Raw genomic sequence first — 21,786 nt, forward strand, 5'->3', positions numbered from 1 at the left:
CTGCTGGGTCGTCTTCTGCTGGACCGTGTTCTGCTGCGCTGTCTGGCGTATCACGTTGGGTTCCCGGTCCTCCGGCTGTTCGGCAGCCGGTCGGCGGGGGTGGCCTTGCTCGCCCGCACGAGCGGGCCCCACGCGTCGATCAGCAGGGCGAAGTCCTCGATGTCCGTCTGCGCCTCGTCCAGCAGGCGCGCCCGCCTGGGCAGCAGGTGGTCCGCGAACTCGGCGTACTTCCCGCCCAGCCGCCGGTAGCAGCGGTCGAGTTCGGCCAGGCGGCGCCGGTTCTCCGCGCGGTCCGTCCCGGCGCTGCGGCGGGCGGCGTCGGCGATCGCCCCGGGCCGTACGTGGTGGTGCTCGTCCAGCAGGGCCCCGCCGGCCTCCTCCATCTCGGTGTAGACCGGGTAGAGGTAGAGCATGGAGAGCAGGAACTTGGCGTAGCGCAGTTGGTAGGCGGTGAAGCCCGCGCCGGTCCGCCGTTCCGGGGTGTGGAAGTTGACGATGTGGCGGTTGTGCGTGACGCCGGGAAGGGTGGCGTCGTACACCAGGTGGTGCAGGAAGTAGTCGCTGCCGATGGTCTCGGTGGCGGGCGGCAGCGGCACGCGTTCGTACACCTCGTGGTCGAGGCCGATGTTGCACATGTCGATGTGCCAGATGCCGGGCCGGTCGAGGACGGCGCGGTCGGCGGTGAACGGCTCGGTGCCGCCGCCGACGAAGGAGGCGCCGACGAGCTCGCGCCGGTCCTGCTCGCTCGCTCCGGTGGGGGCCCAGAGCGCGACGACGTCGTGGTAGACCTCCGGGTCGAGTTCGCGGACCTCCCCGAGGTCGACGGAGAGTTCGCCGACGAAGGAGGCCCCGACCAGGGCGACGGGCTTGTCGGCGTGCACCGGGTCCAGGGTGTACTCGGTGACGGCGGCGGCCGCGTCTGCGGCCTTCAGCCCGAGCGTGGCCAGTTCGTGTTCGATGGGGTACACGGGTGCGCCGTCGAGCCACTGGTAGCGGCTGTCGGAGTCGCGGCGGTGCACCGAGGCGCAGCCGAGCGCGGCGGCGAGCAGGAACGCCCGGTTGGTGCAGGCGCCGTAGGAGACGGCGGCCGGCAGCATGAGGTCCAGCAGCTTGTCCGGGCCGGCGGCGCCGGACCGGTCGATCACCTCGCGCAGGAAGTCGCGTTGGGCGTCCTCGTCCAGGTGGTGGACGACCACGCCCTCGACGGCGGGCAGGGCGGCGACCGCCCGGGCGTGCCGGGAGCGCGCCGCGGGGTCGGCGGAGTCGAGCACCAGCAGGTGCACCCGGACGTCGAACCGCCGTGCGGCGTAGGCGGCTTCGGCGCCGATTGCGGTGATGGTGTCCGCGCACTCGCGGTTGGTGGGCAGGGTCAGGCAGACGTCACGCATTCCCGCTCCCCCGTCACGTCCTGCTGCTCCGCGTCCTGGTGCTCTGCGTGTTGGTGCTCTGCGTGTTGGTGCTCCGTGTCCTGGCGCCCGGCCGCCGGGTGTCCGGCCTCCGGGTGTCCGGCGCTGCGGTCGCTCCAGGACCGCAGGCCGAGCAGCCTCTCCCCCAGTTCGGTGAGTTGGGCGGGCCCGTAGCGCAGCGACTCGTGCCGGGTGGCGTCGCCGACCAGGGTGCGGTTCCAGTCCGGGGTGGCGAGCGTGCGCCAGGACTCGACCCGGGAGCGGCGCAGCTGCTCGGCCTCCTCCAGCGCGGGCATCATCGACAGGTACTGCACCGCGCGCACGCCGCGCTCGGAGGTGTTGCGCTCGACGCCGTGGGCGAGCAGGCCGTTCCAGATCAGCAGGTCGCCGGCCTTCAACCGGGGCCGCACGACGGGGAACTCGTCCCGGTCGACGGCGGGGCGGATCGGGTCGCGGTCGGCCGGCTGGGCGGCCTGCCACTCGTTGAAGCGGCGGAACAGCTCGGGGTTGCACTGGAATCCGCCGTGGTCGGGGGCGGTGTCGTTGAGCGCGATGATGCCCTGGACGCGCTGCGGCAGCATGCCCTGAGTGGTGTCGACGTCCCAGTGCAGCTCGATGTCGAAGCCCCGGTCGGTGGATTCGATCAGCGCGCGGTCGCGGTTGCGGACGTTCGGCGGGTTGAGGTTGAGCCGGTCGAGGGTGACCCAGAGCTCCTCGCAGTCCCAGACGTCGACGAAGGCGTCGTAGACGCGCTGCGCCTGGCGGCTGTCCCAGAGGAGTTGGTGGTGGTAGGCCTCGACGAAGCCGTAGATGTGCAGGTGCCGGTCGAGTTCGTCGCGGTAGTCGCGCTCGCGGTACCACTCCTCGGGGCGGTCGGGCGAGAGCCCCTGGAAGTCCCAGGCGAAGTCGAGCAGGCGCTGCGCGGCCGGGGCGGGGATCGCCTGCGGTACGACGACGTAGCCGTAGGTCTGCCAGAAGGCGTAGTCCTCCTCCGAGAGCACGCGCAGGGGGTGCTTCTTGCGGATCTCGCGCAGCGCGGTCCGGGCCAGGTAGCTCTCGGTGTCCGCGCTGAAGTAGGGGCGCGACGAGGCGGCGCGGTACAGATACTCCTCGGCCTGTCCGTCAGGGCTCGGCATGGGCAGTCACTCCACGGTTCGTAGTCGTCGCGGCGCTCGGTTCGGCGGTCGGTGCGGGCGCGGCATGCCACTCGACCGGCCTGCGGACCGGGTCGGGAATTCATCCCGAGAACCGCCGGCGGTCCGCACACGCTCGTTCTCGGCTCGGCTCCGACCGCGCCTCGGCGCTTTGCCGGAGGGCCAACTCGCCGGGGCAACAAGGCCTCTCACCACGTCTCAGGCTGCGCCGAACCGCGCCCACCACACATTGGACTAGACCAAGTAATGGTGTCAACCCTTTCCCGCAGGCGGCCGATTGGGAAAATCGGCGCAGTTCACGACGGCTTCCCCGGTTCGCTTTATGTTTCGCGGACGGACATAAGCCGGGGCCCGTTTCGGAAATCGACACGACCGCGAACGCTGAACCGAACCGGCCCCGCGAACCGTTGTCCGCCTGACTCGTCCGCGAATCCCGGTTCACGTGGCACCGCCCGGCACCGCCCGGCACCGTCCGCGTGTTACGCCCGGCCGCCGGAGCCCGCCGCCGTAGTTTGGGACCGTGCCACGCCCAGGAGCCGCCCGACTCGCCCCGCCCGACTGGCTGACCGAGAGCCTGCGGCCCCAGGCCGCGCCGGTCCCCTGGGCGGCGGTCGCCCGCGCCTCCGTCGCGCTCTCCGCCCCGCTCGCGGTCGGCACCGCCACCGGACGGCCCGCCTACGGCGCCCTGGTGTCGATGGGAGCGCTGTCCGCGGTCATCGGCGACACCGCCGACGCCTACCGGATGCGGGTGTTCAACATCGCCGTCCCCCAACTGTTCGGTGCCCTCGGGGTGCTGCTCGGCAGCCTGGTGTACGGCACCGGCTGGACGGCCGTCACGGTGCTGACGCTCGTCGCTCTGGTCTCCGGCATGATCTCCTCGATCGGCGCGGTCGCCTCCGCCTCCGGTCTGCTCCTGCTGCTCAACGCGGCCGTCGGCGCCGGCCTGCCGCTGCCCTCGCCCTGGTGGCTGCCGCCCGGCCTGCTGCTGCTCGGCGGCCTGGTGGTGCTCGCCCTGACCCTGCTCGCCTGGCCGCTGCGCCTCGGCCTGCCCGAACGCTCGGTCGTCGCCGACACCTACCGCACGGTCGCCGACCTCCTCGAAGCCACCGGCACGGCCGAGTACGACGCCCGGCGCCGCGAACTCACCAAGTCGCTCAACCACTCCTACGACCTGCTGCTCGCCCGCCGGGCCCGCCGGCACGGGCGCTCGCCCACCCTGGTGCGGCTGCTCGCCCAGCTCAACGCGGCGATCCCGGTCGTCGAGGCCGCCTCCGCGGCGCACCTGCGCCCGGCCGGGGCCGGGCCGCTGCCCGCCGCCTACCCGGCCGCCGTCCGGGCCCTGGCCGACGCCGTCGAACAGGGCCGCACCGGCCCCGCCCCGCAGCCCGGCCTGCCCGAGCCCGCCGGGCCGTCCACCCGCGCGCTGGTCGAGGCGATCGGGCACGCCGCCACCGTCGTGTTCGAGGCCGCGCCGGACCCGTACGCCGCCGCCGACCGGCTCGGCCGGCCCGCCGGCCTGGAGGTGCGGGCGCGCCGGGCCGCGCGGGCGCTGCTGCTGTCCGGCGCGTCCTGGCGGTACGGGCTGCGGCTCGCGCTGTGCATCGGTCTGGCCCAGGTGCTGGTCTCGGTGATCGCCGTGCCCCGGTCGTACTGGGTGACGCTGACCGTGACCTTCGTGATGAAGCCGGACTTCGGCTCGGTGTTCTCCCGCGCGGTGCTGCGCGCCCTCGGCACCGCGGCCGGACTGCTGATCGCCGCGCCGGTGCTCGCCGCGGTGCCCCGCGGCTGGTGGGACGTCCCGGTGATGGCGGCCCTGGCGGCGCTGATCCCCGCCCTGTCCGCCAAGGGCTACGCCTTCCAGACCGCGGCCATCACCCCCGTGATCCTGCTGCTCTCCGACCTGCTCAACCACCAGGGCTTCCACCTGGTGCCGCCCCGGCTCTACGACTCGCTGATCGGCTGCGGCATCACCCTGCTGGCCGGCTACCTGCTCTGGCCGGAGTCCTGGCACGCCCGGATCGGCGACCGCCTGGCCGACGCCGTGCAGGACACCGCCTCGTACGTGTCCCTGGCGTTCACCACCGGGCCGGGCGGGGACGAGCCGGCCCGGGCCTGGTACCGGCGGCGGCTCTACCGGGACCTCTCGGCCGTCCGCAGCGAGTTCCAGCGGGCGCTCACCGAACCGCCGCCGGTCGGCGCCCGGGCGCAGGCCTGGTGGCCGCTGGTCATCGCGGTCGAACGGATCGTGGACGCCACCACCGCGACCCGGGTGCGGATCGAGCACGGCGCGCCCGGGCCGACCGCGGCCGAAGTCGGTGCCGTGACCCGGGAACTGGCCGATCTCGCCGAGACGCTGCGCACCGGCCGGCCGCTGCCGGCGGCGGCCCCGGACGCGCTCGCGCCCGACGGCGCGCTGGCCCGGCTGCACCACGAGGTGCACGCGGCACGGTCGGTGGCCGCACCCGCGCCCTGAGCACCGGGCGCCTGCCCGCCCCGCGGCAGGCACGCCCCGCGGGGCGTGCCCGCGCCGGGTGGCTCGCCCGCGCCGGGATGTGCCCGCGCCTGGGCGTTCCCGCGCCGGGTGGCTCGCCGGGCCCGGGCCGTGCCCCCGGTGAGCGCCCGGAGAGCGCCCGGCCCGGCGCCCGCCGAACCCCTCAGTCCTGGATCCGCCGCCAGGGCCGGTCCGCCTCCAGCGCGAAGGCCAGCTCCAGCAGCAGCCGTTCCTGCCCGTGCGCGGCCGACAGGTGCACCCCGACCGGCAGGCCGCTGGGCGCGGAGCCCGCCGGCAGCGCGATGCCCGGCCCGCCGGTCACGTTGTTGACCGGGGTGAAGGCCACGTAGCGCAGCAGCCGGTCCAGCAGCTCGTCGAAGGCGACGTTCGGGCTCAGGTGGCCGATCGGCGGGGCGGCGTGGGCGAGCACCGGCGAGAGGATCACGTCGTGGTGGCGGAACACCTGCCGGTACACCCCTTCGGCCCGGCGCAGCCGCCGCAGCACGCCCGGGGTCTGCGGGAACTCCGCCCGGAACCGGCGGCGCAGCCCGGTGGTCAGGCCGTCCAGCCTGTCGGCGCGGAAGCTCGGATCGATCAGCAGTCGGCCGGTGACCGCGATCGCCCAGGCGATGTAGCCCCAGTACGAGAGGAAGTCGCGGGAGAACTCCTCGCCGAAGGGCAGGGCGGCCGGCTCGACCCGGTGGCCCATCGCCTCCAGCCGGGCGGCGGTCTCCTCGACCACCCGGCGGGTCTGCTCGTCGCTCTTGGCGATCGGCGAGTCCACCACCAGCCCGATCCGCAGCCGCTGCTCGCCGGGCCCCTCGACCAGGCCGAGCGGGGGCAGTTCGGGGTTGCGGCGGTGCCGTTCGGCGGCGGCGAAGAAGGCGGCGGTGTCGCGCACGGACCGGGTCAGGACGCCGTCGGTGACCAGGTCGATCGGCAGCTTGCCGCCCTGCGCGTTGGTGACCAGCCGGCCCCGGGTGGGCTTGAGCCCGACCAGGCCGCAGCAGGCCGCCGGGATGCGGATCGAGCCGCCGCCGTCGTTGGCGTGGGCGATCGGCACGACGCCGGAGGCCACCAGGGCCGCCGCGCCGCCCGAGGAGGCGCCGGGCGAGTGCGAGGGCTTCCACGGGTTGCGCACCGGCTGGGCGGTGGCGAACTCGGTGGAGGCGTTGAGTCCGAACTCGGGCAGCCGGGTCTTGCCGAGGACGGCCAGGCCGGTGGCGAGGAACTGGTCGGTGAAACGCGCGTTGCGGCGGGCCGGTCGGGGGCGGAAGGCCTCGCTGCCCATCGCGGTCGGCAGGCCGCGCACGTCGACGTTGTCCTTGAGGTAGGTCGGCACGCCCCACAGCGGGCCGCCGATGCCCTCCCGGCTGATCCGCGGCTTGTCGTACGAGGCATGGGCGACGGGCAGCAACGCGCTGTCCACCCGCTCGGCGCGGGCGACGGCCGCACCGACCAGTTCCCGGGGGTTGACCTCGCCGGACCGCACCAGGGCGGCGAGAGCCACCGCGTCGTGCGGGCCGAGGGCATCGTCGGTGAACGCGTGAACCCGCTCGTCGGACATCCGAACTCCCCACTCCCTGCCGGACGTTCGATCGTCCGGTCGTCGCGCCGATGGGTGGTACTGCCCGGTTCTACCGACCAGTAGTCTCACCGGCGTTCGAGTGTAGGCCGCGCGCGGCGCCGCCGGATCCCCGGGCCCCGTCCATGGCCAAACGACCCGTTAAATCTTCAATGGAGCACGGACGTTCGGCATGCGCCCCCACGTTCACCCCGCCCGCCGGGCCACGACCGTTTCGCCGACGGCCGCCGGGAAAGATCACGTCCACGAACCGTTCCGGCCCCTCCACCCGCCCCGGCCCCTCCACCCGACCCAAGGTGACGCCCGTGCCGACCAGACTCTTCCCCACCACCCGGTCCACCGCCGCCACCGCTCCCGGCGCCCTCCCCCTGCTCGGCCACGCCCCCGCCTTCGTCCACCGCCCACTCGACTTCGTCGCCGGCCTCGCCGCCCACGGCGACCTCGTCCGGATCCGGCTCGGCCCCCTCGACGCGTACGTCGCCTGCCACCCCGAGCTCGTCCGCCGGCTGCTCGCCGACCACCGCACGTACGACAAGGGCGGCCTCGTCCTCGACGAGGCCCGCGAGGTCCTCGGCGACGGCCTCGCGACCTGCCCCGCCGCCACCCACCGGCGCCAACGCCGCATGCTGCAGACCGCGTTCCACCCCGACCGGCTGCCCGACCACGCCGCCATGATGGCCGAGGAGATCGCCGGCACCACCGCCCCCTGGCGTCACGGCGACACCGTCGACGTCCCCGCCGCGATGCACCGGCTCGCCACCGCCGTCACCGCCCGCTGCCTGGTCGCCGCACCCGAACGGGCCGGCTCGCTGCCCGTCCACGCGAGCATGGCCGCCGTCACCCGCGGCGTCGCCCGGCGCGGCATGATGCCGCTGCCCGGCGCCGACCGCCTCCCCACCCCCGGCAACCGCCGCTTCCGACGCGCCCGGCAGGACCTGCGCGAGGTCACCCGCCGACTGATCGCCCACTACCGGGCCGACGCCAGCGACCACCGGGACCTGCTCTCCGTGCTGCTCGGCGCGCGGGACGAGGACGGGCAGGGCCTCTCCGACGCGGAGATCCACGACCACGTGGTCACCTTCCTGCTGGCCGGCACGGAGACCACCGCCGCCACCCTCTCCTGGGCCTGGGCCCTGCTCGCCGCCAACCCGGCCGTCCGCGACCGCCTGCACACCGAACTCGACACCGTGCTCGACGGCCGTCCCGCCCGCCACGAGGACCTGCCCTCCCTCCCGCTCACCGCCCGGATCGTCAGCGAGACCCTGCGGCTCTACCCGCCGGTCTGGATCCTCAGCCGCACCGTCACCACCGACACCGAACTCGGCGGCCACCACCTCCCGGCCGGCGCCACCGTCCTGTTCAGCCCGTACCTGCTGCACCGCCGGGCCGACCTCTTCCCCTGCCCCGACCGCTTCGACCCCGACCGCTGGCTCACCACCGCCCACCCCGCCGCCGGCACCTACATCCCCTTCGGCCTCGGCGCCCGCCGCTGCATCGGCGACACCTTCGGCACCACCGAAGCCGCCCTCGCCATCGCCACCATCGCCGCCCGCTGGACCGTCACCCCCACCCCCGGCCGGCCCGTCCGCCCCACCCGCGGCTCCTCCCTCGCCCCCCGCCCGTTCACCGCCACCCTGGCCCGCCGGTCGAGATGAGCGCCGGACGGCCGGCGGACGGGCCGACGGGCAACGGGCCGACGGACCGACGGGCCCCCGGACCGCAGGTGATCGGTGGGCAGCTGACGGGTGGGCAGCAGCCGACGGACGGTACTGTCACCGCGGAGGCCGGCGGGGTTGCGCCGGTCGGACTTTCGGCTCGACTGGGACGGCATCAGACCATGAACGCTCGATCACCGCGGGGGCTCCTGTCCGGGCTGCTCCGCGCCGTCCGGTCGTACCCGCGGCGCTCGCCCCTGACGCTGGGCTACGTCGGCCTGCTCGTCCTCGGCCACATCTGGGTCGAGGGCCGGCTCTCCGCCGACCAGGCGGACACCGTGCGGGCCTACCTCAGCACCAACCTCGACAACCTGCACGACCATCCGATCACCGCGCTGCTCGGCAGCGCCCTGCTCTACGACGGCACGCTCACCGACGTCGCCTCCACCGGCTTCGCCAGCACCCTGATCACCCTCGGCCTCGGCATCTGCTGCTGCCTCGCCTGGGCGGAGCGCCGCTTCGGCCGGCTGCGGGCCGCCGCCGTGTTCCTCGGCGGGCACATCGGCGCCACCCTGGTCACGGCCGTCGTCATCCTGACCGCCCTGCGGCACGGCTGGTACCCGGACAGCGTGCGGGCCGACTTCGACTACGGCATCAGCTACGGCGCCCAGGCCACCCTCGCGTTCGCCACCCTCGCGCTGCCCCGCTGGGCCCGCCTGCCCTGGGCCGCCTTCGTCGTGGCCTGGCCGCTCTCGGGCGACAGCGAATGGCCCGGCCCGCTACCGGACTTCACCACCGTGGGCCACCTCGTCTCGGCCGCCCTCGGCTTCGCCCTGGCCGGCGCCGCGGCCGTCACCGCCGCGCGCCGCCGCCGGGCCGAAGCCGCCGTCCCGGCCACGGCGGACGTCCACCCCTGATCGCGCCCGGCGGAACGACGGCGCGCCGCCCCCCTTCGGCCGCCCCCTCCGGCCGCCGACCGGGTCAGCTCGGCGGCCGCCGGTCGGCGGCGATGTCGGCGAGCAGGCGCTCGATCGTCTCCAACCGTCGCCGCAGGTCCTCGACATCGCCCCGGGTGGCGCTCTGCTCGCTCTTCTTCAGGCTGACCAGCAGTTGCCCGTCCGGCTCCAACCGGGCGCGGGCGACGCCGCTCACCTTGTCCCCGTTCTGGATCCGAATCGCGTGCTCCAGCTCGGACGGGCGCAGCGCCAGGCCGTGCAGCGCGCCGGGCACCAGCTTGCCGTCCTGGACCACCGTGGTGGCCGTGCCCTCGAGGATGCGGGCCGCCCTCGGGTCACGGGCGAGCCAGCGGGTGACGGCCGCGTTCACCGTGATCAGGGTGACCGCCCCGATCGCACCGCCGAGCAGGCTGTCGTCGTTGCCGATGACGGCGTTCTGCACCACGTTGGAGAGCAGGAAGACGACCACCATGTCGAAGGTGTTGAGCCCGGCCAGCCCGCGCTTCCCCGCCAACCGGAACAGCACCAGGATCAGCACGTAGACCGCGACCGTCCGAAGGACCTTCTCGACGATCGGAATCTGGACGACCGCCAGGTCATGCCACATGGCCCCGCTCCTCCCACCACGACGCGACGGAACGGGGCCGACGCTACGCCACCGGAGGCTACGAACGGCGCTTCGGCTTGCCCCGCTTGGCCGCCGCCGCGCCCCGACCGCCCCCCGACGCCTTCGGCTTCGGGCCGCCCGTCCTCGCCCCGCCGGCCTTCTGCGCTCCCGCCCGCTGCCCGCCCGTCTTCTGGCCGGCGGCCTTCTGGCTCCCCGCCTTCTGGCTCCCCGCCTTCTGGGCGGCCGCCTTCTTCGGCTGGGCGGGCTGCTCCGCCTGCCCGCGTCCGCGCGAGCTGTTGACCGTGCGGCCCCGGACGATCCCGATGAACTCCTCCACCAGGTCCGTCGTCCGCTCCTGCTGCCACGACAGCGCCACCTGCGACTGCGGGGCCTCCGCCACCGGCCGGTAGGTGAGGTCCCGACGGTGGTGCAGCCGCGCCAGGGACTGCGGCACCAGGAGCACGCCCACATTGGCCGCCACCAGCTCGACCGCGTCCGCCGTGGTGTCCGGCCGGGCGATGGCGGGGCGCCCGGGCAGGGTGTCGGCCGTGAGGCCGAGGGTGTCGTCCAGCGGGTGGAAGACCACCTCGTCGGCGAGGTCGGCGAGCGCCACCTCCTCCGCGGCGGCGAGCCAGTGGTCCTTGGGGAAGACCACGACGGTGGCCTCGGTGTACAGCGGGATCGCGCTGAGCACGTCCTTGTCGACCGGCAGCCGCACCAGGCCGGCGTCCGCGCCGCCCTCGCGCAGGGTCCGCTCGGCGTCGCCGACCGGCACCGCGAGGAGGTCGAGCGGCACGTCCGGAAGCCGCTCGCCCCACACCCGGACCCATTTGCCGGGGGTCACGCCCGGGACGTACACGAGCCGGAAGGTCGGGTTCACCTGCATGTCTGTCACAGGGCAAGGCTACCGACCGTGACCGGAAGCGCCCGCGCGCTCCCTTACCCTTGTCACCATGACATCGCTCAAGCAGAAGACCAGCCAGACCATGAAGCCGGCCACGGCGGCCAAGAAGCTGGGGATCTACCTCGCCGCGGCGCCGACCGACTTCCAGGAGGGCGTGGTCTCCCGCGAGGAGCTGAACGCGCTGCAGGCCGAGCCGCCGCAGTGGCTCCAGGAGCTGCGCCAGAACGGCCCGCACCCGCGCCCGGTGGTCGCCGCCAAGCTCGGCGTGTCGATCTCCGGTCTGGCCCGCGGCGGCGTGACCGAGGCGCTCACCACCGACGAGATCGAGGCCATCAAGGCCGAGAACCCGCTCTGGCTGCAGCACGAGCGCGCCAACCAGGTCGACCTCCGCAAGGAGACCGCGCGGATCAAGGAGAAGCACGAGAAGGAGGCCGCCGCCCAGGCGGCCAAGGAGGCCAAGGAGTCGAAGGCCGACCGGGCCCGCTGACCTCCGGGGCACCGGCCCGGGCCCGCTCCGGCGCCGATTGTCAGACCCCTGCGCAACGATGGTGCCGACGTCCGTCCCATGGGCGTCGGCACAGCCGTGCGCAGGGGTCGTGCGGTTTTCGGCAGGGCCCGGTCCGGGTTCGGCCCGGCTTCCGCCCGGGTTCGAACGGACCGGGCGGGGTCCAGGAGACGGGGAGGCCGACGGGTGGCAGGGGCACTGGAGGGGCGGATCGCCCTGGTCGCGGGAGCGACCAGGGGCGCGGGGCGGGGCATCGCGGTCGAACTCGGCGCGGCCGGGGCGACGGTGTACGTCACCGGCCGCAGCACCCGGGAGCGGCGCTCGGAGTACGACCGCCCCGAGACGATCGAGGACACCGCCGACCTGGTCACCGCCGCGGGCGGCCGGGGCATCGCGGTGCCGACCGACCACCTGGTCCCCGCCCAGGTGGCCGCGCTGGCCGAGCGGATCGATGCCGAGCAGGGGCGCCTCGACGTCCTGGTCAACGACATCTGGGGCGCGGAGAAGCTGTTCGGCTGGAACGTCCCGGTCTGGGAGCACGACCTGGAGGACGGTCTGCGGCTGCTGCGCCTGGCGGTGGAGACGCACGCCGTCACCAGCCACCACGTCCTCCCGCTGCTGCTGAAGGGCCCGGGCGGCCTGGTCGTGGAGATGACGGACGGCACCGCCGAGTACAACCGCGGCACCTACCGCAACTCGTTCTTCTACGACCTGGCGAAGTCCTCGGTGCTGCGGATGGCGTTCTCGCTCGGCCACGAGCTGGGCCCGCGCGGCGCCACCGCCGTCGCGCTCACCCCGGGCTGGATGCGCTCAGAGATCATGCTGGAGCACTTCGGCGTCACCGAGGACAACTGGCGCGACGCCGTCGCCCGGGAGCCGCACTTCGGCATCTCCGAGTCCCCGTCCTACGTCGGCCGGGCGGTCGCCGCGCTGGCCGCGGACCGGGACGTCGCCCGGTGGAACGGCCGGTCCACGTCCAGCGGCCAGCTCGCCCGGGAGTACGGCTTCACCGACCTGGACGGCAGCCGCCCGGACTGCTGGCGCTACCTGGTCGAGGTGCAGGACGCGGGCAGGCCCGCCGCACCCGAGGCCTACCGCTGACCGACGGCCCGTCACGCCGGTAGCCCTCACCGGCGGGGCCGGGGGACGGCAGCCGGGTGCGGAAACGGTTCCGCGCGCCCGGCGAAGGCTTCCCGCGCCCGGACGTGACGTCACCCGTTCGGTCCCGCCGACACGGTAGTGTCCGCTGGCGCGGTCCCCTGCACGCCAGGTGACCGCCGCTCACGCACACCCCGATGGAGGAACCCGTGCCGGCTCCCGCCCGCCGCGCCGCCCTGGCCATAGCCGCGGCCGTCCTGCTCGCCGCAGCCGCAGGCTGCTCGTCCGGCGGTGGCCGCACCGCCAAGGGCGGCGGCCACAGCTCCGCCCCTGCGGCCGGCGACGCCGCGGCGGGCGCGCCGCCCGTCCCGGCCGCGATCGTCACCGGCCCCGGCCCGAAGAGCTCGTACGACGTCCAGCCGCAGCCCGCGCCGGGCAGCTGCCACTACCGCTACACCGCGGACAAGCAGCCGCTGCCCGACCCGAACTGCACCCCGGGGGCGATCAGCCCGGCGGTCAGCCAGGACAACCTCAAGGACACCATCTGCAAGCAGGGCGGCTACACCTCGGCCATCCGCCCGCCGGCGAACCTCACCGGCAAGGAGAAGGCCGAGAACGCCAAGTCCTACGGCTACACCGGCCCGATGGGCGACGCCGAGTACGACCACCTGATCAGCCTGCAGCTCGGCGGCGACCCCAACGACGCGCGCAACCTGTGGATCCAGCCGCCCTCCCCCGGCCACGTCCCCGGCAAGGGCCCCAACAACCCCAAGGACTCGGTGGAGACGCACCTGCACACCGCGATCTGCAAGGGCCAGATCACCCTCGCCGCGGCCCAGCAGGCGATCGCCACCGACTGGACCACGGCCGAGGTCAAGCTCGGCATCCGAGCCGGCGGCGCGCCCACCCCCGAGGCCGACGCCGACGGGGACTGACCGGCCGCCCTCGGGACGGGCGAACGCCGCGCCTCAACGCCCCAGCACCGCACCGCCGTTCAGACCGATCACCTGGCCGGTCAGGTAGCCGGCCGCCGGGGAGGCGATGTACGCGACCGCCTCCGCCACGTCGGCCGGGGTGCCGGCCCGGCCGACCAGGGTGTCCGCGACCTTCCGGGCGTGGAACTCCTCGTTCCAGCGCTCGCCGAAGATCTCCGTCTCCTCGACGTAGCCCGGCGCGAGCACGTTCACGGTGATCCCGTCCGGCCCCAACCGCCGGGCCAGGCCGAAGGCCCAGCCGTGCAGGGCGGCCTTCGCGGCGGCGTACGACCCCGCCGAGTGCGGGCCCGCCCCGCCGCGTTGCGCCGCCGCCGAGCTGATCACCACCAGCCGGCCGCCGGGGCGGCGCAGCGCGTCCTGCAGAGCGGTGGTCAGCAGGACGGCGGTGAGCAGGTTGCCGTCCAGGTCCCGCCGCCAGGAGGCGGCCAGGGCGGCCAGGCCGTCGTCGGCGGGCGGGGTGACGATGGCGCCCGCGTTGTTCACCAGGACGTCCACCGGGCCGAGTCCGGTGATCCGGGCGGCCGCCGCCTCGACCGCTTCCGGGTCGGTCAGGTCGACCGCCACCGGGACGATCCGGCCCGGCCCCACCGTCCACTCGATCTCCTCCCGCGCCTGCTCCAGCACGGCCGCCCGGCGTCCGATGACGACCACCCGGTGCCCGCACCCGGCCAGCCGGGCCGCGATCGCCCGGCCGATCCCGGTGCCACCGCCGGACACCACCGCCAGCTTCTCCTCCGCCACTTCGTCCCCCTCGTAGGTCGGCTGCGGCAGGATCCCGGGCACCGCTGCCCCTTAGGCCCCGGCCGCTCCCGGTACCGTAGCGAGGCACGCGGGCGGCCGGCACGGAGGAGGGGACGCAGCGGCGCGGCCACCGGGACCGGGGGCGGCCGGAGCGGCGGCGCCCTGGTCACTGCGCCTTCCCGGTCGGGGTGGCGGGCCGGGCGACGCGGTGGGGGCCGGTCATCGTCGTCACCAGCGAGTACAGCGAGGTGGTGGCGGTGATGAACAGGCGGTTGTTCTTCGGGCCGCCGAACGTGAGGTTGGAGACGGGTTCGGGGACGAGGATGCGGCCGATGAGGGTGCCGTCGGGGGCGTAGCAGTGGACGCCGTCGCCGAACGCGGCCACCCAGAGCCGGCCGTCGAGGTCGAAGCGGATGTTGTCGAAGCGGATCGGCCCCGACGGGCCATCGCCGCCCTTGACGAAGATCCGGTCGCCCGAGAGGGTGCCGTCCTCCTGGATGTCGAAGACCCGGATGTGTCCGGCCCGGCTGTCGTTGACGTACAGCTGCCGCTCGTCGAGCGACAGGACCAGCCCGTTGGGCCCCTCGAAGTCCTCGGCGGCGAGCCGGACCTCTCCGCTGTACGGGTCGATCCGGTAGACGTTGCGGGCGCCGATCTCGGGTTCGGCGCGGTGGCCCTCGTAGTCGGTGGTGATCCCGAAATCCGGGTCGGAGAACCAGATCGTGCCGTCCGAGTGGACGACCGCGTCGTTGGGCGAGTTGAGCCGCTTGCCCTGGTGGCGGTCGGCCAGCACGGTGATCCGGCCGTCGTGCTCGGTGCGGGTGACCCGGCGGTGGCCCTGCTCGCAGCTGATCAGCCGGCCCTCGCGGTCGATGGTGTTGCCGTTGGGGTGCCCGGCCGGGGAGCGGAAGACGCCGACCGTGCCGGTGGCCTCGTCCCAGCGCAGCAGGCGGTCGTTGGGGATGTCGCTCCAGATCACCTGGCGCCAGGCCGGCAGGTAGACCGGGCCCTCGGCCCAGCGGCAGTCGCCGTACAGCTTCTCCAGCCGGGTGTCGCCGTTGGCGCAGCGGCGGAACCGATCGTCCAGGACCTCGTACAGTCCGAAATAAATTGAACCGGACATCATTCACCTCACGGCTCGATTGACCGAATGTTATCCCGACGACCAGGAGTATGTCAGAACGCGATATGGTCCCACCATGGCCATCACCGATCACCTCGACGACACGGACCGCGCGCTGCTCGCCCTGCTGCAACAGGACGCCGGGCAGGCCTACGCGGCGCTGGGCAAGGCCGTGGGCCTCTCCACCGCGGCGGCTCACGAGCGGGTGCGCAAGCTGCGCGAGCGCGGAGTGATCCGCCGCACCACCGTGGAGGTGGACCCGAAGAGCCTCGGGCTGGGGGTGCTCTCCTTCGTGATGGTGGAGTCCTCGGCCTGGGTGGGTGACTCGGCCCAGGCCTTCGCCGCGATCCCCGAGATCGAGGAGGCGCACGTCATCGCCGGCAGCGCCTCGGTGCTGGTCAAGGTGCGGACGGCGTCCACCGAGCAGCTCCAGGACGTGCTGCGGCGGCTCTACGCGATCCAGGGCGTCAGCGGCACCCAGGCGACCGTCGTCCTGGAGACCTTCTTCGAGCGGCCGCCCACGCCCTGACCCAGGTCCGCGCGCCCGCCCGGGGATCCGACCTGCCCGGCAACGACCGGACCGACCTCGCCGCCGGCCGACCGGGCGTCGGTGCGCGGAGCGGACGGACCTTCAGGGCCGGCCCTCCTTGGTCAGCGACACGGGGCTCCGGGGCCTGTCCGACACCGGGTGCCCAGGCGGTGGCGGGTACTCCGACGCCGGCGGGTGCTTCAGGATGTCGAGGACCAGCCTGCCGTCCACCGTCTCCTGGGCGACCAGCAGGGTCGCCAACTCGTCCAGGTGGTGCCGGTGTTCGGTCAGCAGTCCGACGGCCCGGCGCTCGGCCTTCCGCAGCAGCCCGGCGACCGCCTCGTCCACGGCGCGCTGCGTCTGCTCGGAGTACGGGCGGTGCAGCAGGTCCTCGGGGCTGTCGCCGAGGTAGTGCGGGCTGCCGCTGGAGTAGCCGACCGGGCCGAGTTCCGGCGAGAGGCCGAACTCGCGGACCATCCGGGTGGCCACCGAGGTGGCGTTGGCGAGGTCGTTGGCGGCGCCCGTGGAGCCTTCGCCGAAGACCACCAGTTCCGCCGCGCGCCCGCCGAGTTGGACGGTCAGCAGGTCGGTCAGATAGCCCTCGCTGTACAGGTGCCGCTCCGCCTCGGGCAGTTGCTCGGTGGCGCCGAGGGCGACGCCGGCCGGGAGGATGGTCACCTTCGCGACCGGGTCGGCGCGTTCGCACAGCGCGGCCATCAGCGCGTGCCCGGACTCGTGCACGGCGACGGCGTGCCGTTCGTCGGGCAGCAGCGCGTTGGAGGACTCCCGGCGGCCGAGGAGCACGCGGTCGCGGGCGGTGTCGAGGTCGTCGGCGGTGAGGGTGGCGCGCTCGGCGCGGACGGCGTTGATGGCGGCCTCGTTGACGAGGTTGGCGAGGTCGGCTCCGGAGAAGCCGGGGGTGCCACGCGCGATCCGGTTCAGGTCGACGTCCGGGGCCAGGGTCTTGCCGCGGGTGTGCACGGTGAGGATGGCCGCCCGTTCGGCCTGGTTGGGCAGCGGGACGGTGACCTGCCGGTCGAAGCGGCCGGGGCGCAGGAGGGCCGGGTCCAGGGCGTCCGGCCGGTTGGTGGCGGCGATGACGACGATGCCGGTGCCCTGGTCGAAGCCGTCCATCTCGGCGAGCAGCTGGTTCAGGGTCTGCTCGCGTTCGTCGTTGCCGCCGATCCTGGTGCCGCCCGCCCGGCGGGCGCCGACGGCGTCGATCTCGTCGATGAAGATGATCGACGGGGCCCGTTTGCGGGCCTCGTCGAAGAGGTCGCGGACCCGGGAGGCGCCGACACCGACGAACATCTCCACGAACCCGGAGCCGGTGACGGAGAGGAACGGCACCTCGGCCTCACCGGCCACGGCCCGGGCCAGCAGGGTCTTGCCGGTGCCCGGCGGCCCCACCATGATCACTCCGCGCGGCCCCTTGGCTCCGGCGGCGGCGTACCGCTCCGGGCTGCGCAGGAAGTCGACCACCTCGCTGACCTCCTGCTTCACTCCCTCGTACCCCGCGACGTCGGCGAACCCGGTGGCGGGCCGCTCAGCCTCGATGATCTTCGCCCGGGAGCGGCCGATCGTGCTCAGGCCGCCGCCGAGCGACTTGGCGGCCATCCGGCCCGACCACAGGAACAGGCCGCCGAAGAGCAGCAGCGGCAGGAACAGCAGCAGCGTGGACCAGATCGAGCTGCCGCCCGCGCGGGTGCCGGTGACGGTCACGTGCTGGGTGCTGAGCGCCCGGCTGAGCTGGGAGGTGTCCAGGGCCGTGGGGATCTGGCTGGTGAAGCGGGTGCCGTCCTTGAGCGTGCCGCTGACCCCGCCGGTGTCGGTCACGTCCACGGTCCGCACCTGGCCGGCGTCGACCCGGTTCAGGAAATCGGTGTAGCCGTAGCGAGCGCCGGGCGTGCCGGGGTGGGAGAAGAGCACGAGCAGGAGCAGCGTCACCACCACGGCGACGGGCAGCAGCCAGCGGCGCCACGAGGGCGGCGGGGGCTTGGGCGGGCCGCCGGGGCCGGGGCTCCGGCCTGGGCGTGGACCCTGGCCTTGGCCCGGGCCGGTGTTCCAGCCCTGGCCGGAGCCGGGGCCTGGTCCGGAGCTGGGGCTTGGGCCTGGCCCGGAGCTGGGGCTCGGGCCTGGTCCGGAGCCCGGAGGTGTCGCGGGGTGGCGGGCAGCGTGGAGCCGGATTCGTATGACCATCCACGCTCACCGCCTCTCGGGACCACTCGTGGACCCACGCGGAACTCGCTCGGAGCCCGCTCGGAGCCGACTCGGCGACCGCTCGGGGCCGCCGGAGCTCCGTCTCCACTCCATGGTCGAACGCCAGGCGCCCGAACGGGAGCCTGGGGCGGGAATCCCGGTCAGGTCGGGGCGGTCCCGCCCCGGCCATCAGCGGCTTCGGATCGCCTCCGGCCGTCCGACCGACCGTCCGGCCGACCGACCGCGCCGGAACCCGCACCCCACCAGTGTTCGCCATTCCCGCCGCCACCGCGCCCGGACCGGGCGGCGGGCCGCCCCTCGCTTCAGGAGAAGTCGAGCGAGCCCGTCCGGGTCCGCTTGAGCTCGAAGAACTTCGGGTAGCCGGACAGCAGTCGGACGCCCTCGAAGACCCGCACGGCGTCCTCGCCGCGCGGAATCGCGGTCAGGACCGGGCCGAAGAAGGCGACACCGTCCACGTGGATGGTCGGCGTGCCGACCTCCTCGCCGACCGGGTCCATGCCCTCGTGGTGGCTCTTGCGCAGCGCGATGTCGTACTCGGTGCTGTTCGCCGCGTCGGCCAGCTCCTCGGGCAGACCGGCTGCGACCAGGGCCTCCCGGATGACGGCGTCGTCGGCGGCCCGGTCCTGGTCGTGCAGCCGGGTGCCCAGCTCGGTGTACAGGTCGCGCAGCACGTGCTGGCCGTGCTTCTCGGCAGCCGCGATGCAGACCCGGACGGGGCCCCAACCGGTCGTCATGAGGCGCTCGTAGCGCTCGGGGAGGTCGGTGCGGCCCTCGTTGAGGACGGAGAGGCTCATCACCCGGAAGGTGAGGTCGAGCTCGCGGTGGCGGTCGACCTCCATGATCCACCGGGAGGTGATCCAGGCGAACGGGCAGATGGGGTCGAAGTAGAAGTCGACCTTGGTGGTCGTCGTGTTGTCGGTCGCGGAGTCGTCAGTCGCAATGTTCGTCACGTCGACGAGACTAGCGGTCGAGTGGACCATTCCACAGAGCCAATTCACACCTGTTCCAGTGGGCCACTTGGGGCGCCGGGGGTGTTTGGGGTGATTGGGGCATTCAGGTCCCACATGCGGGCCCCTCGAGAGCCGCTTCGAAGTGCCCGGGCCCCTCAGCTGCAGGTCGTCCCGTCCGCCGGGACGGTGCCGTCCAGCAGGTAGGCGTCCACCGTCCGCTTCAGGCACGGGTTGCCGGTGTTGTAACCGCCGTGGCCCTCGCCCGTCAGCGTGACGGTGACGCCGACGCCCGCGCCCAGCTGCTGCGCCATCGCGCGGGCGCCCTCCACCGGGGTGGCCGGGTCGCCCGTGGTGCCGACCACCAGGATCGGGGCGGCGCCGGGGGCGGCGACCTCCGGATGGTCGGCCTTGCCCGGGACGGGCCAGCCGGTGCAGCCGGTCAGACCCCAGGCCGTGAAGGCGCCGAACACCGGGGAGGCGGCCCGGAACTCCGGCAGCTGCTTCTCGACGTCCTGGTCGGAGTAGCGCTGTCGCGCGTCCACGCAGCTGATCGCCCGGTTCGCGGCGTTGAGGTTGGTGTAGTGCCCCTGCGCGTCGCGCCCGTTCAACCCGTCGGCGAGCTGGAGCAGTGTGGTGCCGGTGCCCTGCTCGGTCGCCTCGGTGAGCCCGGCGGCCAGCGCGGGCCAGGTCTCCTGGCTGTACAGGGCGCCCGCGATGCCGGTGACGGCCAGGCTCTCGGTGAGCTGCCGCCCGTCCGCCGTGGGCAGCGGCGACTGCTCCAGCTTCTGCACCAGCGCGGTGACCTTCGCCGTGCCTTCGTCACCGCCCGCGCCGGTCGGGCAGGAGGTACCGGCCTGGGTGGCGCAGGCCTTCATGAAGTCGTCGAGGGCGAGTTGGAAGCCCTGGGCCTGGCCGAGCGCGGACTGCTGAGGGTCCTTCGTCGGGTCGACCACCGAGTCCAGCACGAGCCGGCCGACCCCCTGCGGGAACAGGTGCGCGTACACGCCGCCGAGCTGGGTGCCGTAGCTGATGCCGAAGTAGGAGAGCTTCCGGTCGCCGAGCACCTGCCGCATCAGGTCCATGTCCCGCGCTGCGCTCTCGGTGTCGACGTAGGGCAGCACCGCGCCGGAGTTGCGCTCGCAGGCGGCGACGAACCCGGCGTTGCTGTCGTCGAGCGCCTTCACCGCGGCCGGGCTCTCAGGGGTGCTGTCGACGGCGAGGTTGGCGTCGGTCGCCTTGTCGTCCAGGCACGTCACCCCGGCGCTGGCGCCGACCCCGCGGGGATCGAAACCCACCAGGTCGTAGCGGGTGTTGAGGGAGGCGTAGACCGGGGCGAGGGCGGGCAGGGTGGCCACGCCGGAGGCGCCGGGGCCGCCGAAGTTGAAGAGCAGCGAGCCGATCCGGTGCGGCTCGTCCTTCGCCCGGCTGCGGATCATCGCGAGGTCGATCGTCTTGCCGTCCGGCTTCCCGTGGTCGAGCGGGGCCTTGAGGGTGGCGCACTGCCAGTCGGCGGCCGGGGCGGTGCCGCTGCCCTGGGCGGCGCTGGGGGCGGCGCAGGCGTGCCAGTCCAGCGTCTGGGCGGCCAAGCCGGTGGCTGCCACCGAGGAACTGGCGGCCGGGGCGGTCGGCGCGGGCTCGGCGGCGGACGAACCGTCGCCCTGGCAGCCGGTGGCGGCGGTCAGCAGCAGCGCGGTCAGGCCGAGCGCTCCGGCGCCGCGGACGACGGTGTGCATGGGGCGGGTCCACCTCTCGGGTCTGCCGGGCACCCGGCGCCCGGCGGGACGGCGTACGCCCGGCGCTCGGCACGGTCGGCGCACCACAGACCCTAGGGGCCGGGCACCGCCGGTGCCTGCCGGAAACCTCCGGACGGGGGCGTGCGCCGCGCCGGCTTCCACCCGCCGACCGGGTGAGGGTTCAGCCCGCCCGCGCCGTGGCAGCCTTACCGCCGTCCGCCCGCATCGGGCACCGGAACCGTGGTACGGAGGGCGAGTTGAACAGCGACACCAGCGCATCCGACGAAGGCGGCCTGCCCGACTTCGACAGCGTGGACGTCTTCGTCACCAACAGCCGCCAGGAGGTCCTGCTCCAACTACGCGACGACAAGCCGGACATCCGCTGGCCCGCGTACTGGGTCGTCCCGGGCGGGCACCGCGAACCCGGCGAGACGCCCTACCGGACCGCCGTCCGCGAACTGCGAGAGGAGACCGGGCTGGACGTGCCCTGGCTGCGGCCCTTCCCGCCCGCCCCCTACGAGGGCGACGCCGGCACCGACCGGCGGCCGGCCTTCCACGCGGTGGTGGACGCCGACCCGTCCGCGCTGGTCCTCGGCGAGGGCCAGGACCTGCGGTTCGTCCCGATCACCGAGGCGCAGGGAATGAAGGTGCCGCCGGACCTCAAGGACGACTTGCGCCGGCTGCAGGCCCGGTTGGCGGCGAACGAGCAGGAGGACGCGGCCTCACGCGCCGAGGACTGGGCGGTGATCGACGCCGTCCACCGCCACCTCCGCGAACACCGGGCGGCCACCGGGCAGGAGTTGCTGCCGCTCCAGGTGATCAAGATCCAGGAGGAGGCCGGCGAGGTCGCCGAGGCTCTGCTGGGCGTCCTCGGCGCCAACCCCCGCAAGGGCGTCAGCCACACCCTCGCCGACCTGCAGAGCGAACTCTGCGACGTGATCACCGCCGCCATGGTCGCCCTCCGCGACACCACCCCAGACCCGGCCGCCGTCCTCACCGCCCACCTCGCCGCCTGGCGCCCCCGCCGCCCCGGGGAGCCCCACGGCGGGCCCGCGTAGCGCCGGCCGGCTGCGGGAGGCGGGAGGGCGGGAAGCGGGAGGCGGGAGGGCGCCGAAGTCCCGCGCCGTGTGCCGC

General features: G+C 74.1%; 18 protein-coding genes. 8 read left to right on the plus strand and 10 right to left on the minus strand.

The window, feature by feature from the left end; translation table 11 throughout:
- Positions 1–50 precede the first annotated feature (50 nt).
- Complete coding sequence (locus IF30_RS0118920; RefSeq protein WP_030239561.1) at positions 51–1,388, minus strand: DUF6271 family protein; 1,338 nt, start codon at positions 1,386–1,388, stop codon at positions 51–53.
- Positions 1,370–2,542, minus strand: coding sequence for a phytanoyl-CoA dioxygenase family protein (locus IF30_RS0118925; RefSeq protein WP_078891507.1), 1,173 nt, complete (start codon positions 2,540–2,542; stop codon positions 1,370–1,372). Before IF30_RS0118925 ends, IF30_RS0118920 begins: the two co-directional genes overlap by 19 nt.
- A gap of 538 nt (positions 2,543–3,080) precedes the next feature.
- Between IF30_RS0118925 and IF30_RS0118930 the strand changes: the two genes are divergently transcribed.
- Complete coding sequence (locus IF30_RS0118930; RefSeq protein WP_030239566.1) at positions 3,081–5,033, plus strand: FUSC family protein; 1,953 nt, start codon at positions 3,081–3,083, stop codon at positions 5,031–5,033.
- Between the two features lie 181 nt (positions 5,034–5,214).
- Here IF30_RS0118930 and IF30_RS0118935 read toward each other — a convergent pair whose 3' ends face one another.
- Positions 5,215–6,618, minus strand: coding sequence for an amidase (locus IF30_RS0118935; protein WP_030239569.1), 1,404 nt, complete (start codon positions 6,616–6,618; stop codon positions 5,215–5,217).
- A gap of 323 nt (positions 6,619–6,941) precedes the next feature.
- Here IF30_RS0118935 and IF30_RS0118940 point away from each other — a divergent pair, with 323 nt between their 5' ends.
- Positions 6,942–8,291: a cytochrome P450 gene (locus IF30_RS0118940; protein ID WP_107054442.1), complete on the plus strand. Its 1,350-nt coding sequence runs from the start codon at positions 6,942–6,944 to the stop codon at positions 8,289–8,291.
- 182 nt (positions 8,292–8,473) lie between these two features.
- Positions 8,474–9,208 carry a rhomboid-like protein gene (locus IF30_RS0118945; protein ID WP_051710594.1) on the plus strand — a complete coding sequence of 245 codons (735 nt, stop codon included), beginning with the start codon at positions 8,474–8,476 and terminating at the stop codon, positions 9,206–9,208.
- Between the two features lie 64 nt (positions 9,209–9,272).
- On the opposite strand, the gene IF30_RS0118950 is transcribed toward IF30_RS0118945, so the two are convergent.
- On the minus strand, positions 9,273–9,854 hold the full coding sequence (locus IF30_RS0118950; protein WP_030239575.1) for a DUF421 domain-containing protein: 582 nt from the start codon (positions 9,852–9,854) through the stop codon (positions 9,273–9,275).
- Between the two features lie 58 nt (positions 9,855–9,912).
- Positions 9,913–10,740, minus strand: a complete 828-nt coding sequence (locus IF30_RS0118955) for a LysR substrate-binding domain-containing protein (protein ID WP_420791149.1) — start codon at positions 10,738–10,740, stop codon at positions 9,913–9,915.
- Positions 10,741–10,807: 67 nt separating this feature from the next.
- Here IF30_RS0118955 and IF30_RS0118960 point away from each other — a divergent pair, with 67 nt between their 5' ends.
- The 3 genes from IF30_RS0118960 (at position 10,808) to IF30_RS0118970 (ending at position 13,296) form a co-directional block, all read left to right on the plus strand.
- Positions 10,808–11,245 carry a DUF5997 family protein gene (locus IF30_RS0118960; RefSeq protein ID WP_037900465.1) on the plus strand — a complete coding sequence of 146 codons (438 nt, stop codon included), beginning with the start codon at positions 10,808–10,810 and terminating at the stop codon, positions 11,243–11,245.
- A gap of 204 nt (positions 11,246–11,449) precedes the next feature.
- Positions 11,450–12,364: an SDR family oxidoreductase gene (locus IF30_RS0118965; RefSeq protein ID WP_030239581.1), complete on the plus strand. Its 915-nt coding sequence runs from the start codon at positions 11,450–11,452 to the stop codon at positions 12,362–12,364.
- Positions 12,365–12,558: 194 nt separating this feature from the next.
- Positions 12,559–13,296 (plus strand): hypothetical protein, encoded by a 738-nt coding sequence (locus tag IF30_RS0118970; RefSeq protein ID WP_037900467.1) that lies wholly within the window; start codon positions 12,559–12,561, stop codon positions 13,294–13,296.
- A gap of 33 nt (positions 13,297–13,329) precedes the next feature.
- Here the strand turns inward: IF30_RS0118970 and IF30_RS0118975 are convergent, their stop codons facing one another.
- Both IF30_RS0118975 and IF30_RS0118980 read right to left on the minus strand, forming a co-directional pair.
- Positions 13,330–14,139, minus strand: coding sequence for an SDR family oxidoreductase (locus IF30_RS0118975; protein ID WP_324605643.1), 810 nt, complete (start codon positions 14,137–14,139; stop codon positions 13,330–13,332).
- Between the two features lie 124 nt (positions 14,140–14,263).
- Complete coding sequence (locus IF30_RS0118980; RefSeq protein WP_030239596.1) at positions 14,264–15,220, minus strand: SMP-30/gluconolactonase/LRE family protein; 957 nt, start codon at positions 15,218–15,220, stop codon at positions 14,264–14,266.
- A 76-nt stretch (positions 15,221–15,296) separates the two neighbouring features.
- Between IF30_RS0118980 and IF30_RS0118985 the strand changes: the two genes are divergently transcribed.
- Positions 15,297–15,749, plus strand: a complete 453-nt coding sequence (locus tag IF30_RS0118985) for an Lrp/AsnC family transcriptional regulator (RefSeq protein ID WP_030239597.1) — start codon at positions 15,297–15,299, stop codon at positions 15,747–15,749.
- Between the two features lie 102 nt (positions 15,750–15,851).
- Here the strand turns inward: IF30_RS0118985 and ftsH are convergent, their stop codons facing one another.
- From ftsH to IF30_RS0119000, 3 genes are all read right to left on the minus strand, one after another.
- Complete coding sequence (gene ftsH, locus IF30_RS0118990; RefSeq protein WP_234322755.1) at positions 15,852–17,699, minus strand: ATP-dependent zinc metalloprotease FtsH; 1,848 nt, start codon at positions 17,697–17,699, stop codon at positions 15,852–15,854.
- 572 nt (positions 17,700–18,271) lie between these two features.
- Entirely contained in the window at positions 18,272–18,910 is a 639-nt protein-coding gene (locus IF30_RS0118995) for a DSBA oxidoreductase (RefSeq protein WP_030239602.1), read from the minus strand.
- Between the two features lie 164 nt (positions 18,911–19,074).
- The gene (locus IF30_RS0119000; protein WP_030239603.1) at positions 19,075–20,652 is read right to left on the minus strand and encodes an alpha/beta hydrolase; all 1,578 of its coding nucleotides are present in this window, start codon (positions 20,650–20,652) and stop codon (positions 19,075–19,077) included.
- Positions 20,653–20,909: 257 nt separating this feature from the next.
- Here IF30_RS0119000 and IF30_RS45355 point away from each other — a divergent pair, with 257 nt between their 5' ends.
- Positions 20,910–21,710 carry an NUDIX domain-containing protein gene (locus IF30_RS45355; RefSeq protein WP_158835249.1) on the plus strand — a complete coding sequence of 267 codons (801 nt, stop codon included), beginning with the start codon at positions 20,910–20,912 and terminating at the stop codon, positions 21,708–21,710.
- Positions 21,711–21,786 lie beyond the last annotated feature (76 nt).

Source organism: Streptomyces sp. NRRL S-350, from assembly GCF_000719705.1.
Taxonomy (GTDB): Bacteria; Actinomycetota; Actinomycetes; order Streptomycetales; family Streptomycetaceae; genus Kitasatospora.